Below are 13,447 nucleotides of genomic sequence, written 5' to 3' on the forward strand. Positions count from 1 at the left end.
AGACGAGGATTTTGTCCTTACGGCATGGCAGTACCGGATGATGCAGCGCGATATCGCGGCGTCGGCGGGGAAACACCTTGCGGCGAAGCGGGATGTTCGAAATGCCTTTCGTATTGCCGCAGTCCGGGGTATTGAGGGCCGATCTGAGGACGACTGGTCATATCCGGTTGCTGAAGTAGTCCGTCGAATTACGGCGCCTGGGGATGGCCCCGATCTTGAGGCGTTGGAGGATGCAGGCCCGCAAGTCTCAGGCGTGGTAGCGAAACGGTCCCGGGCGCTGCTGGTCCTGATCGATTTATATGGTTTCGAGCCGTGGGTGGATGGCAAGTGGGACAGCGGAGTCCGAGCCCGAACCCTGTCTGAGGCGCATCAGGCACTGGACCAGCTGCACCCCGAAGATCTCAAGGCTGTGGAAACAGCTTACAGGGACGCAATCAAGAAGCTGTCCTCGGTAGGTTCATGGACGAAGTACGCACTCCTGGCTGGTGCGGGGCTCGGCCTGGGGCTACTGACCGGAGGGCTCGCGGCGCCCGCAATCGCAGGAATCTACGGTTCCCTCGTCCTTGGCTATTCAGGCGCAGTAGCGACAACTGCCGGCATGGCAGCCCTCGGCGGCGGGTCAATCGCCGCGGGAGGGTTCGGTATGGCTGGCGGCGCAGCACTGATCACCGGACTCACCGGTGTGGCTGGCGCAGGTGCGGCAACGCTCAGTGGTCGCATGTCGGGAATTACTCTCGCCTGTGTCGCTGCCGATGCCGTACGATTGCACGTCGTCACCCAGCTTGTTTTGCGTGACGTCGATGGCAACGAAGAAGCCGCAAAGGCCGTCATTGTCAGCTTCCGTGAACGTGTCGACAATCTGGGAAAAATTGTGGTGACGCTCAGTGAGCGGATCGAACAACTTCGTGTCCAGCTCGAATCGAAACAGGCGCAGGTTGATGCAGAGCGGGAGAAGCGGCTAGAGGACGAAGACCGCCTCGCGCGTTTCCGCGCTGTCACTGACAAGCTCATCGAGCGGGTTACCGGCCCGGAGGACACCGATCTTCAACTGATCCTTGCAGAAATAGAAGAACTCAATGACGAACGGGGTGCGGCGGAAAAACTTGCCGAGGGGGTTGCCGCTCTCGCTGATGACCTCGAGGAAGCAGCGTGAGCGCCGATCACCGTGAGAGCGGCGACCCGAACCTGGTGGTCGACGCTGATTTTGTGGAGAACCTTGACGCCCTGCGGCGAGACCTCAACGACATTGAGGCCCTGGCGAAGGCTGCCCTGGACGGACAATCGCTGGCTCATGATCCAGCGAAGCGCGTGTCGCAAGCGCCAACCGGCCTCAGTTACAACGCTCTCACTGAGCACAACCGCGAGCGCCGCGCGACTGAGGCATGGGGCGAGGCCGATCTCATCGACATGATTGATCCCGTCGCCGCCGAGCAACTCACAAGATGGCGGTCGGCTCAGCGAATTGACTGGGAACCTGGCGATTTCGCTGTCGTCGGTATCGCAGGTTTTCTCGGCGCCCTCGCGAACCTCTACGACCATCAGATCGATTCGGCCGTTCTCGGTGGCCTGTCTTGGCTGAAACAGACCGACTTTCTCCGCAGATGGGAGAAAGAGGCCGCGCGCCTGCCCATCGATTACACCGGACCAAAGTTCGGGGGACCCGCCCACCGAGTGCGATCAGCCGGCCACGATATCGGACGCTTCCTCGAAGGACTCAACCAGATCCGCTCCGGCACATTCAGGGGCACCGTGTGGGAAAACGGTGAGCGCATCACCGCAGTCGTGACCACGACCCGTTCTGGTATGCCGTTCGTTCAGGCAACAGAGCTCCATCTTGCAACCGCCCTGCTGCTCAAGCACTGGGCAGCAGACTTCGTCACCCCGATGAGCCTTCCCCTCCCCGGCTGGTCGCTCCTCTACGACATGCCAGACCGGGATCTACGGAAACTCGCCCACGATGCCTATGCAGGAACAAACTCAGGTGACGGACTTAACCTCCGCTCGGGAATACTTACCCCTGGTCTCGGCATGTTCGCAACCGAACTGATCATTCGCACCCACGTACATCTGACAGCTTATTGCGACGGAGGCAGTCCTTGCCTTTCCGAGGCGGCCACAGCCAAGCGCACCGAGATGTTGCTTGCCGCCCATGCCGTGGCTGGTGCGGCTAGTCTGTCGAAGACAGTGGCCGCGGCGATTGCTGGCGAAACGATCCTGGCAGTGAGACATCTCAACGTTCCCGTGCTCGTTCGGACAGGGATCTTGGCGCTGAAAGTACGGACAGATGCCGCTCACCGCGCAACCGCTGAAGCGCCCTCGTGGTTGCAGATCCTTGCTGACGAGGCATCAACTTGGACAATGCCCGAAGCGATCGCTATCGCCGATCTATTTGGAGACTCGCAAATGCCTCTGAGCGACGGCGAGGTCTGACACCACCTATCCCTGTCACACAGGGCCGGCCTCCACGACACGGCTGTCCACCGGCGTGGAGAGATACCTCCCGAGGACCTCACCTCAACGGCCTCGCTGCGTGCAGGAAACACGGCGTGTCTCACGTCGGCTCCACAAGTGCAGCGGTGGTGCGATCAAACGTGAGAAAGTGCAGTCAAACTTGAGAACCTACACGTAGTATGTAGGTTCTCATGTTGAGCTGCACGTAGCCGCCGCTCTGACGTGGGGTTATTCGACTTGTCTCACGGCAGCTGCACCGGCGGTTTCTCACGAAGTGCCGCACTTCCTACGCAGAACCGGTAGAGCGCTTGGTCGCTCGCGCCGGACACTCCTGGCCTGATTCTGCGGGTTCGGGATCCCTCGGGCGCGAGGTGCCCACCGGCTCATTACCTTCAACGCCTCGCCTACTCATCCACCGGCAAATGATACGTACTACGAACCTCCGAGCAGGTCCACGACGTCGAATCCCATCTCTTGATCGGACGCCATTGAGATCGCTAGATCGGCGCGGGTCGCGAGCTGGAGCGGTTCAATGCCAAGTACAAGATGGGCGTGAGTCAGTCGGTCGAGTGTCGCTCCCACTAGCGGTGCGACCACCCTCAGAGTTGAGTCCAGCACGTCGCCTCGTGTGGAACCTCCATGCACAATAACGTTGCGGCACCGGTACATTCGACGGAGGGATGCTTCGACGTAGCCGCTGACCTGTTTCAGAGCCTTCGCTGGATCAGCAAGGAGACCGTTCATCCGAGCTATGGCGGCGATGTCGCTTTGGAACCTCCAGGATCGACGCAGTGGCAGACCGTTGTCTCGGCGCAACTGTGCTGCGACGATTTCAGAGCGATCGCGGTTGGTCCCCACTCCCTGCAACCTGCTCGCAAGTTCCTTGCCAGTCGCGGTGCGTTCATCAACCTGGTATGAAAGCGCGGTCAGCTCGGCCCTTGGCCACGAGCATGCCGCGAGGCGGGCCGCTCGTACCGCGGCGGCGACCTTGCCCTCCTCTTCGTCGCTGTCCTTTGCATCAGTCAATAGCGCTTCCAGTGCTGCCCAGGATCCTGAAATTCCCGGTGCGAGAGCTCCTGTGTTGAGTGGGGCGGCCAATTCAAGAGCATCGTCGATCGCGTGGCGTTGCGCTGCATAGGTTTTGGCGGGGTTAACGTCGAAGAGTTGGCCTTCGCTCACGAGCGACATTATTTGGGCGCCACGATCTGGCGTGCGCAGTTCGATAAAACGTCTCTCGGTCGCTACGTATGCCGCTCTGGCAACCACGACCTGTCCAGCTACGCCGGCGAATCGGGCGCGGGCACGCATCCGTTCCACGACTTCGAGCACTACCTCCACTGCCCGCTCCGCATCGCGTGCTTCGATGTCGTAGCTGAAGGCTCCGAGCAGCGGTCTGACGCTGCTTTCCTGCAGCTGGACGGCCGTATCCGGATCGAGGTCAGACTGTCGCGTGAAATTGGGTAGAGGGTCGGCCAGACGCTCAGGTTTTGGAAGACCGATGACCGGAACCCATACGCGAAACTGCTTTGGGCTCAATCCTGCCAGTGATGCTGCTTCAGTGAGTAGGTCGACGGCCGACAGCGTTGATCGGTCAGTTAGCCACCGATGCAGTCCGGTAAGGCTGTGACCTGAGTCCAGCAAGTGTGTTGCGGCTGCCCTGGCGACGCGCTCGGCTCGCGGTGGCTCTGTCCGGGCGGCTTCGGCTGCCCACCGTTCGAGGTATCCAGTCCGGGTGAGGTCAATGATCTGGCGAAGTCGCCGTCGGCCGTCGGAGCGGATTGTCAGGTCGGATTTTACGCAGACGGTTAGCTGCTGGCGGAGTTCTTTCGTGCCGAAGGCGGCGTCTTGGCCGAGTTGTATTTGCAGGTCATGCTGGAGCCACTTGACGGCCGGCGGGCTAAGCACCTGCCGGTCCAGCCATACGCCGGCGTCGTAGAGTTCCTCCAGCGCCAAAAAAGAACCGAGATCCCATAGTCTGCGCGCCCAAGGCGTCTTGGGACTGGTGAAGTCAAGGAAACGGGCGGCCAAGTGTCGACTGTACGGAGAAGCCGGATCCAGACCAGGTGCGGTCATCTCGTGCCTCTCGCAGTATGAAAAGGGGCGTGACCCGTAGGTCACGCCCCTTAGGGGGCAATCCGCCCCTGGTTAGTTCATAAGCTGGGGGTAAGCCAGCACGTTTACATTACCACGGGGTGCGCCGGGGCGGACGCCGCAAGTCGAGGAGCAGACAGCGGGAAGTACGAAGATGGGCAGGCCCCGCACGTACCGTCGGGCGTGTCTCAAGTTCGCCGCACAAGTGCAGTCCTAGTGCAGCCGAACTTGAGAAAGTGCAGTCAAACTTGAGAACCTACAACGTAGCAACGATTGATCAGATCAGGTCCATTCCGGCAGTCGTGGCAGTACTGTCGCCAGTCGCGAGTAGATGTCGGGCCACCCTTTCTGCAGCCATGCGATGTGTCCGTTGGACAGTTTGGATGCGTCGATGATCGAGTCGACCCGGATCTGGCGCTCCGGAACCCCGAGCGCCGAGAGCTTGCGGTACAGAGGGTTGGGTTCGATGCCACGGCCGGCGAGATACTCGAAGACCTGCCGGGTCTGCCAATCCCAGATCGGTCCGTACGTCACGGTGCCGTCCTTGCGCTGCACCACACCTCCAGCACTGTTTCGGACAGCTTCCCGTGAATCCTTCTGCCGGGCAAGGCTTTGCGCGCCGAGTTGCTGTCGGTACAGCGCTGCGCGGCCTGACGATTCCTGCGCCCGCACACCCCACAGCGACCCTCGGCCGTGCTGGTCGTGTGCGCGCGCAGCGGGTCCGGTGATCATGATCTCAGCCAGCTCGACGCCGAGTCGGCGGTCCGGGGCGTGGTGGTCGAAGCCACCGAGGGCCACCATCACGGTCAGCAGGTCTGGCTCAGCCTTGATGACTTCGAAGTTCAGGCGCCACTGCGTCGACAGTTCGTCGAGGTAGCGCAGTGTCTCGGGGAACTGCAGTCCAGAGTCGTAGAACACAACGGGAACGTTGGGATCGACTTGACGGGCGAGGTCGACCACGACCGTGGAGTCTTTACCGCCTGACCACGCCACGATTCCATCGTGAGTGTCGAGGTGTTCAGCAATGCGGTCAAGCAGGTGTTGGTAGCCGATCGACCCGCGCCGGCGCGACGCGATCGCGCGTAACGCGGTGATGTCCAGGCCGGGGGCGGTGTTCACCGGCCGTCAGTCAGCACGAGGTTCATATCGGGGAAGAGCTGTTCGAGGAACTCCTGCACATACGCCTCGGCGTCCGGCCCTTCCAGGATCGATTCGTCCGTGGTCGTGCCGTCCCACCACCACCACTTGCCTTTGTCCTGGTAGCCGAAGGGGGGCGGCACGTCGACCTCGGTGTGAAGTCGGGCGAATGTGTACGCGACACCGACGACGAAATGCCAGTCGTAGCCGCTGAAGGTCAGAGATCCGTCAGGGCTGCCGTGATGGGACAGTTCGGTCGGCAACTCGACGCGAGCCAAGCACATCGTCGCCGCCTCCGCGGCGGTGGGCGCCGTGGGCTGGCTCACCGGACGGAAGTGTCCGTTGCGGCCCGGCTCGTCGTCCCCTGGCTCAGATCGGTTCGGGTGGACTGTCCATTCGCTTCTGTTCACGAAGTCTCCTCACTGAGTTGCGCGACCAGTCGGGTGCCGTGACCGCCGTCGATGTGGTACAGAGCTTGGCCAACTGTGTGCACACGTAGATTCATGCCGCGAGGCAAGATGTGTGTGGTGTCTTCCACGGTGTCGGAATGGCCGAAATACATTCCGCGGCTGGTGGTTACTTCGAGAACGACGTGGCGGTCGCTGTCGTGTCCGTGGGTTTCATGCATGCTGTGCCGGGCGATGGTGAACTGATCGAACGCTACCTTCGCTCCAGGCTGCAGGGTCGACGGCAAGTCCAAGGGACCCCTCACGCTGGGGTGTGTATCGGGCAGCTTCACTGACACGTACACCGTGTGGGTGCGGTCGTTCTCGCGTTCATAGCTTTGGATCAGCCGGTCCAGGCGCTGCACCTGCGCTCGATCCTTTTCGTCGAGCTGGTGCACATCGCCTGCGGCGTAGTGCAGCGCGCCGTTGATGCGCCGCCATTGCGCTGGATCTTCCTGTACCAGCATGTCGCGAGCCGCTTTTCGTTGCGACGCGGGAGCTGTATCAAGCACTCTGTTCTTCGTGGCGGAACGGATCTTGCGTTGCCTGCCGGTCAATGGACGACGAAACTGCGACGTAGCCGGCGGCTGCGTTCGAAGCCGCGGGGAGTCGACATGGCTGACATCGCGCGGTGTGGCCCGATCGCGATCACGTGTTGCGCGCGTCAGCGATGTATCGCTGTCACGGGCTTCGTCAATGATCCGGTTTGCCAACCTCAGGAAGTCGCGGTCGTCCATCGCGGATTCGACAACTTCACGGGCTACCTTGATATCCCGCGCCGAGATAACGCCGCCCTCGACGTCGACGACGGTCGGTTCCCGGTTCGGTCTTGCTGTCTTAGCGCCCATACAGTTTGCGTGACTCCTGTTGCTGGTTCTTCAGGCAGTCTACGAGTTGCGGCGCTTCCGTGGTGTTGAGAAACGAGGGAGGCGGGCCTTGAAAGCTTGCTGTTGCCAGCTGCTCCCGCGGCCCGCCCCAGGCGACACCATCACCCAACCCATGCATGTGTTTCGTGCCCGCCACGATAGCAGCCGCGGCGCCACCGCTGTCCGTAGTCTGTCGACGTGCTTTCTGATCCCGCTGCCGCCGCATGGGTCGCAGCCGGCCGGCCCTCGGTAAACGCCCCCGCCCCGATAATTGGCATCTGCGGCCGCTGCGGCGAGAGCGGGCCCACAGTGACCAGCTCTCGGATCATTTCCGAAAGGTTCGCCGATTTCGACACGTGGCCATTCGGGTCCCGCCGGTTGTGTGTGCCCTGCGCATGGTCCTATTCGCATCATCTGCCCACTCAGCCCGCACTTTTCATCACCACCACCGCCACGACCGAGTTCGTCGACGCCGCTGGTCTGGGAGCAGTTCTGAGCGCAGGTCCGCTGCAGACGACCGAAGCCGCGATGATGCCGGGCCGGCACCGGCGATTGCGCCACGTCCTGCCGAATATGCGGTGGGGCCATCTGAGTACTGATCGGCTTGTCATCGCGTGGGACGCCGTTGCTGCACATCGGCTCGCCGACCAGGTGTGGCTGCGCGCAACCATCGGCGCTACCTGGACACAATTGACCGCACCCGCACCCCCGGCGCCCCTGATCACCGCACAGCCGCCCCGGCTCTGGCCCCGCGTGCTCTCGGCGTGGGAGTCGTTGCAGACATGGCGGGCTATCCCGGCGCTGTGGATCGCCACGAAGGCGCTGAGCAACCAGCCCTAAAGAGACACGCCGCTGGCCCGACATCGATGAGACGCTTCATCACTAGCGTGAGGACCATGGCGTCAGCAGATCCACTTACTCCCACCCAGAGCTGGCAGGCGCTCGTGCCCGAACTGTGCTCCCTAGGCCTGAAGGGCTCTGCGACGCCTGCTGACTCAGCGGCTGACACCGCTGAACGCTTGTTGCTATTGCTGCACTACAGCATCGATTGGAACACCAGCTGGATCGCCGAGCCCAAGCGCCGCAAGACCTACTGGGATGACCTTCTACCTAGCCGTGTCCGCCGCGCCGCCTACCAGTGCGCAACACTCGATGAATGGTGGTCGGCGATAACACGACTGCTCGACATATCCAATCCCGGCCAGCCCCAACGTCGCCTTGAGCTGGCCGCTCTGCTCCGTGAGCCGGCACTACCCGTCCTCAACGCGTTGCAGACCAGCCTCCCCGCCTTGCTGCTTCGGGTGCGCATCATCACCGAAGCCGTTTCTGAGCACCGGAAGGCATCTCAAAGTTGACCCTGACCAGCATCACCTGGGATATCGATATCCTGGCCCGCTCTTCGATCGTGCACCGCGCAGATTACTCCGACTCACACAAATCGAACTTCACGCTTTTCCGCCGCGAAAAAATTGTCGCCGCAGACGGACAGGTCACCTCGGTACCGATCGTGTCGGGCAGCAGTTTCCGCGGAATCCTACGCCGCATCGGCGAGGAACTCACCGCAGCAGCTCTCGGCTACGAGGACGTCTCGCTACCAGTTCCAGCGGCCCACCTACTCACCAACGGCGGCCGCCTCGCAAAATCCAAGGCCCCGATTACCGACGAAGGTGAACGCCACCTCAAGGCACTCATACCGCTAATCGCTGTGTTTGGAGGTGCCGGTTCGGGCCGACTCATGTCGGGGCTGCTGACGGTGTCCAAAGTCCTGCCTGAAGTCGCTGAGCTAGCCCACATCCTCTACCGCCCAGGCATTCTCCCAGAAGCGCCGCTGTCCTCGGTCAGAGCGCTATCAGAAGAGTCGTTCACACACTTGGCCGATTACCGGCCGTCCCTAGCCCTTCCGCCGGCGTCCGATCCCCACAGCGACGACAGTCCCCTTAACCGGATCAGCGTTGAGGTCCTGCCGGCCGGCATGCGGCTGCAAGCCTACGTCCGGATCAACAACGCCACCGAAACCCACATCTCCTTCCTCCGTGATGTCCTGGACGTCTTCGCCGCCAGAGGCCACCTCGGCGGACGCCGCGCCGCCGGATACGGCCAGATAACCGCATCGCTGCATGCCCAACTCCCACCTGCCCTACCTGACTGGCAGTCTGAGTTGCGCGCACGCCGCGACGAGGCCATCGCTGCACTCTGCGAAATCACCTGAGCACCACCGATGATTCCGCTGACGGTTACCGCCACCACACCGCACGGCATCGTGCTGTCCCGCCCCTGGGGTATCGCGCTAGACGGCCTGCTGGCCTCAGTGGTGTGGCATCGCCGCAAATGGGCTGCACGCGCCGCCGGTGAGTATCTGACCTATCAGCGCGACGCGCCGCCGGCGGTGCTACCGCTGCCCCTGGCAACCTGCGGTGACCCGGCGCGCGACAGCGATTGGCACTGGATGGCCACTTTCGCTGACCTGCACCCCCACACTCAAGCCGTCACCGAACCCGATATCCGCTGGCGGGCATCACGAACCGATCGGAACCGCCTCCAGCACCTAGCGCCCGTGATCGGTTCACAGGTAGTCTCCGACGTCCGCGGTCGCTACCAAAATCGCGTCATACCGGTCATGGCTCACCCCGCTACCCACCTCACGTGGCGTGCCGTGGGCGATCCCGAGCGCGTCGAGGAGCTCCTTTCTGACCTGCCGGCGATCGGCAAGCACACCGGCGTTGGCGAAGGTCGCGTCACCCGCTGGGAAGTGGCCGAAGCCCCCGACGTCGAGGTGTGGCAGGCCGGCCACGAACACGAACCCGGTGTTCTGGGGCGCACCACCCCGCCGCGCTGCTTGCAGAGCCGGAGTACCGTTGCGGGGCCCCGCGGCATCGGTGCGCTGCGACCGCCCTACCTCAACCCTGCGAGTCGATGCGAAACGTTCGAGCCCGCACGCTGACTGCGGCCGCCAACCGGCTCCCCGTCTGCTGGCACTCGCGTTCGGCATTCACCACAGAAGGAGGGTCGTCAGCAGGTTGGTGAGAATGCCGACCAGCTCCCCGAAGCCTCGACTGTCCGCCCCGGTGGCAGTAGCCGAGGCGGCCGTGAGGCCACCGCCTGACAAGGCGGCTACCGTCACAGTAATCGCCACGATTCGCCGCCAACGCCGGCGCATCCTGCGTAGGGCTCTGCCGAACACTGTGCCTCCGAACATGTACAGGAAGGTCGTCTGTGCGAGTTCGCCTCAGGGACCGGTGAAGGGATTCCCGCCTCATTCTGCGTTGCGGCCGGCGACGGCCACGCCGTTCAAGTGGTGGTGCTACTTCGGGGTGGTCAGAGGTGTTGCTTCGGCGGGGCACTGGGTAGCGAGACCCTGGGGAGGGACAGGGTTTCGAGCAGCGCCCCGCCGAAGCAACGGCTATAGGTGGGCCACGTGGACAGCGTCCGTTACGGAGCGTGGATGACGATCCCTGTCACTAGTAGTACTTTGTTAGGTTGTTGTGGCGTGTCGGCTCGAGTTTTGTCTCGATTCTCGAGAGCTTGTAGTGGTGGATGCAAGGGAACTGGCCGGTGTCGGTGAGCAGTTGGATTCTTTTGTCGGTGAGGTGTTCTCGTCGCTCAAGCGTGATGATCAGCGAGCCAAGGCGGGGTTGTATGCGCGCGGGCTGATGCTCGATGGACACCGTAAATCGATGCAGCCCATGGCCGCGCGCCTGCAGGTGGACCATCAACAGTTGCAGCAGTTCGTGACCAGTTCGCCGTGGAGCGTGGAACCGGTCCGCAACACGTTGTCGCGCAAAGCGTGTGCTGTGATCGGCCCGGAGGCGTGGGTGATCGACGACACCGGGTTCGGCAAGGACGGGGCCGGCTCGCCGTGCGTGGCCCGACAGTACTCGGGCACGCTGGGCAAAGTCGGCAACTGTCAGGTCGCGGTCAGCGTGCACGCCGCCTCCGATGCGGCCTCGGCACCGCTGAACTGGCGACTGTATGTGCCGCCCAGCTGGGACCCGGACGCCGCCACCGACCCCGACGCGGCGGCCGCGGCCGCGTCCCGCCGTGCCCGCTCGGCGATCCCCGAGGGCGAGAGGCATCGTCCCAAATGGCAGATGGCCAGCCGAACCCACCGACTACTGGATCTCCACCCTGAGCCCCGACACACCACTGACCGACCTCGTGCGCCTGGCCAAGATCCGCTGGCGCATCGAACACGACTACCGCGAACTCAAAACCGCTCTCGGCCTCGACCACTTCGAAGGACGATCCTGGCTCGGCTGGCACCACCACGCCACCCTCGTCACCGCCGCCCACCTCTTCCTCACCACACTGCGGCTGACCCACCCAAAAGCGGATGGGCAGGGCTGACCCTCTACGGCATCCTGCGCAAACTCCAACGCGCACTGGCTGTTTGGATCGGCACCTGCCCACTATGCCACCACACCTTCCCAACCTAACAAAGTACTACTAGGCGTTAGGCGAAGAACGACTCGATGTCTTCGCTTGGCTGCGCGGCGACCTTCTTGGTTACCGAGGCGGACCTGGCCTCCGGGTCGGGCGCCGCGTGCCGGGCCCGTGGCGCCGTGTCGTTGTCGTACCGCCACGACTTCAGGTCAGGGTTTTTCTCCTTGGCGGCTTTGATTTTCAGGGCATAGCCGAAGACCTCGGACACCAAATTGGGGGTCGGCACGAAGGCGTCCAGCGGCGGGTAGCGCCCATCATCGAGAATCAGATTATCCGGCTCGTACCGCTTGAATACAGCCGCCATGTCGACGAGATCACTGTAAGTGATGTTCTCGTACGCGGCGAAGACCATCAGGCTGTCATAGGTTTCGCCGTTGAAGTTGTGCCGCATGATGCCGGTAGACCATACGTCGTAGGGCTGACGCGCCTTTACTTCCACCGAAATTCCCGAGATCCAGGAAATCAGCCGCTTGCTGGTGTTTTCGTTGATGCAGGAGGTGGAGTCGTCGGTGGCCGGGATGTAGATCGGCTTGAGCACCGCGACCGGATACCGCTTGAACACAAAGGCCTCGGGCGTGCTCTTGGTCAGCGGTGGGGCTTCCACACTGATGCGGCCATCCCCTGCCTTGTTGTCGACGGTCGATACGACGTCAACATAACCGTCTGTTGCCATAACGCTCTGCCTCCTGTTCTAGGGGTCGTTCTGGCTCAGACACTATTGCCGGCCAAAATATCCATGTTGCGACACGCACCCGATCCTGGGACGCGGCCTAGCTGCGTGAGTTCTCTTCCAACTCTTGCCTAATCTGCTGACGCGCCATGGGGTCTACGGACAACCGATGCGAAGCGTCTACGATTAGCCGGTCGTAGTCCTGGCGCCACACACGAAAAGCGTTCATGATGACTGCATTCACGGTGAAACTCACAAACTCGGTGTCTGTCTCCCTGGCGTAGCTATCCGCTAGGGACAACGAGAACAGCTTTCCTTCCAGCACAGTGGCGATGCACTCTGCGTCATCGGGATCAGGTGCGTCTGCAAACTGCCCGAACGCCATGTGGTGCGCGTAGCTTGCCGCGAGTTCGTCAGCCTTCATCTGTTCGAGGAGGGCCAGAAGGTCGTCCAGGTTCTTGGTTGTACTACTCATATCTTCCCCACCTCCAACAGTTTGGCGCGGCCTACGGCGCTGGCTCGGCAGCCGTCGACGGCGCAGGCTCCTCGTCAGACGGTGGGCCTTGAGGCTGTTCGACAGCCTCAGCGGGAACCGTGACGGTGAAACCTGATTGCGTATCGTTCACGGTCGCCACGCGGGCTGCAGCCGCCTCACGCGCGATGTCGGCGATCTTCTTCACGGCAGTGTCGCTATCGTCAACGGACAGGGTGTAGTCGGTTCCTTTGAACGTCACCGATTCGACCTCGCCGTCACGCAGTCGAATGATCGTTCCACCTGGGTAGGTGTACTCGTTACCGACGTGACTCGACGGGCCAGCGGCGACGTCGGCCACCATGGCCGCTGGCTCGAAGACGACCGGGGTCTCACCGAGCAGCCGCTCGGGGGTGAGCGCCCACCCTTGAAAACTGCTGGCAAGGCCCAGCGAAGTCCACGCCCCTGGATTGACCCGCACGAACAACGCCCGCCGCGACACCGTGTAAGTCACATCGGTTCCTGCTGCCGAAGCCCAGGTCCCCAGCGCGTCTCCAGTGTCGGTGTTGATATCTACGGTGAACGGGTGCTGCACACCGTCTTTGGTGCGCACAGTGCCGGCGGCGGTGATCACGGGTGCAGACATCAAGCGTTGCAGCGCCGTAGCACCGTCCCCGCTGCGGTCCGGAGGCGGCGGGTCCCTGAGAAGCAACACCGCTGCCGTCACCGCGGCGGCCAACACGATGCAGAGGGCCCCGATGAGAATCCTGGTGCGGCGAATCATCTTGTGCGTCCGTGGCGGGGCGTAGGCGCCGCCAAGGTGTTCACGGGTGTTCACTGGTCAATCCTCATCTGATCGGTTCGATCGCCTACA

At 62.6% G+C, this 13,447-nt stretch carries 13 protein-coding genes and 1 pseudogene; 7 read left to right on the forward strand and 7 right to left on the reverse strand.

Annotated features, from left to right (window positions below):
- Positions 1-37: 37 nt before the first annotated feature.
- Together ACNUDN_RS29870 and ACNUDN_RS29875 are read left to right on the forward strand one after the other, a co-directional pair.
- Complete coding sequence (locus ACNUDN_RS29870) at positions 38-1,153, forward strand: hypothetical protein (RefSeq protein ID WP_419125440.1); 1,116 nt, start codon at positions 38-40, stop codon at positions 1,151-1,153.
- Positions 1,150-2,430, forward strand: coding sequence for a hypothetical protein (locus ACNUDN_RS29875; RefSeq protein ID WP_419125441.1), 1,281 nt, complete (start codon positions 1,150-1,152; stop codon positions 2,428-2,430). The genes ACNUDN_RS29870 and ACNUDN_RS29875 overlap by 4 nt, the downstream gene beginning before the upstream one ends.
- A 453-nt stretch (positions 2,431-2,883) precedes the next feature.
- Here ACNUDN_RS29875 and ACNUDN_RS29880 read toward each other — a convergent pair whose 3' ends face one another.
- The 4 genes from ACNUDN_RS29880 to ACNUDN_RS29895 all read right to left on the reverse strand — a co-directional run bounded on the left by ACNUDN_RS29880 (position 2,884) and on the right by ACNUDN_RS29895 (position 6,973).
- Positions 2,884-4,479, reverse strand: coding sequence for an integrase (locus tag ACNUDN_RS29880; protein WP_419125442.1), 1,596 nt, complete (start codon positions 4,477-4,479; stop codon positions 2,884-2,886).
- A 345-nt stretch (positions 4,480-4,824) separates the two neighbouring features.
- The gene (locus ACNUDN_RS29885; RefSeq protein WP_419125443.1) at positions 4,825-5,661 is read right to left on the reverse strand and encodes a phosphoadenosine phosphosulfate reductase family protein; all 837 of its coding nucleotides are present in this window, start codon (positions 5,659-5,661) and stop codon (positions 4,825-4,827) included.
- Entirely contained in the window at positions 5,658-6,089 is a 432-nt protein-coding gene (locus ACNUDN_RS29890) for a hypothetical protein (RefSeq protein WP_419125444.1), read from the reverse strand. Before ACNUDN_RS29890 ends, ACNUDN_RS29885 begins: the two co-directional genes overlap by 4 nt.
- Positions 6,086-6,973, reverse strand: coding sequence for a hypothetical protein (locus ACNUDN_RS29895; RefSeq protein WP_419125445.1), 888 nt, complete (start codon positions 6,971-6,973; stop codon positions 6,086-6,088). The genes ACNUDN_RS29890 and ACNUDN_RS29895 overlap by 4 nt, the downstream gene beginning before the upstream one ends.
- A gap of 327 nt (positions 6,974-7,300) precedes the next feature.
- On the opposite strand from ACNUDN_RS29895, the gene ACNUDN_RS29900 reads away from it, so the two are divergent.
- From ACNUDN_RS29900 to ACNUDN_RS29920, 5 genes and pseudogenes are all read left to right on the forward strand, one after another.
- Complete coding sequence (locus ACNUDN_RS29900; protein WP_419125446.1) at positions 7,301-7,831, forward strand: hypothetical protein; 531 nt, start codon at positions 7,301-7,303, stop codon at positions 7,829-7,831.
- A gap of 56 nt (positions 7,832-7,887) precedes the next feature.
- Entirely contained in the window at positions 7,888-8,346 is a 459-nt protein-coding gene (locus ACNUDN_RS29905) for a hypothetical protein (protein WP_419125447.1), read from the forward strand.
- Positions 8,343-9,200, forward strand: a complete 858-nt coding sequence (locus ACNUDN_RS29910) for an RAMP superfamily CRISPR-associated protein (protein ID WP_419125448.1) — start codon at positions 8,343-8,345, stop codon at positions 9,198-9,200. The genes ACNUDN_RS29905 and ACNUDN_RS29910 overlap by 4 nt, the downstream gene beginning before the upstream one ends.
- Before the next feature lie 9 nt (positions 9,201-9,209).
- Positions 9,210-9,932 carry a Csf3-related protein gene (locus ACNUDN_RS29915; RefSeq protein WP_419125449.1) on the forward strand — a complete coding sequence of 241 codons (723 nt, stop codon included), beginning with the start codon at positions 9,210-9,212 and terminating at the stop codon, positions 9,930-9,932.
- Positions 9,933-10,521: 589 nt separating this feature from the next.
- A pseudogene (locus tag ACNUDN_RS29920) lies at positions 10,522-11,335 on the forward strand (IS701 family transposase).
- Between the two features lie 106 nt (positions 11,336-11,441).
- Here ACNUDN_RS29920 and ACNUDN_RS29925 read toward each other — a convergent pair.
- The 3 genes from ACNUDN_RS29925 to ACNUDN_RS29935 form a co-directional block, all read right to left on the reverse strand.
- On the reverse strand, positions 11,442-12,104 hold the full coding sequence (locus ACNUDN_RS29925; RefSeq protein ID WP_419125451.1) for a hypothetical protein: 663 nt from the start codon (positions 12,102-12,104) through the stop codon (positions 11,442-11,444).
- Between the two features lie 97 nt (positions 12,105-12,201).
- A complete protein-coding gene (locus ACNUDN_RS29930; RefSeq protein ID WP_419125452.1) occupies positions 12,202-12,576 on the reverse strand; it encodes a hypothetical protein in 375 nt (124 codons plus the stop codon).
- 31 nt (positions 12,577-12,607) lie between these two features.
- Positions 12,608-13,411, reverse strand: coding sequence for a hypothetical protein (locus ACNUDN_RS29935; protein ID WP_419125453.1), 804 nt, complete (start codon positions 13,409-13,411; stop codon positions 12,608-12,610).
- Positions 13,412-13,447: the final 36 nt, after the last annotated feature.

Source organism: Mycobacterium sp. smrl_JER01, assembly GCF_048513595.2.
Lineage (GTDB): Bacteria > Actinomycetota > Actinomycetes > Mycobacteriales > Mycobacteriaceae > Mycobacterium.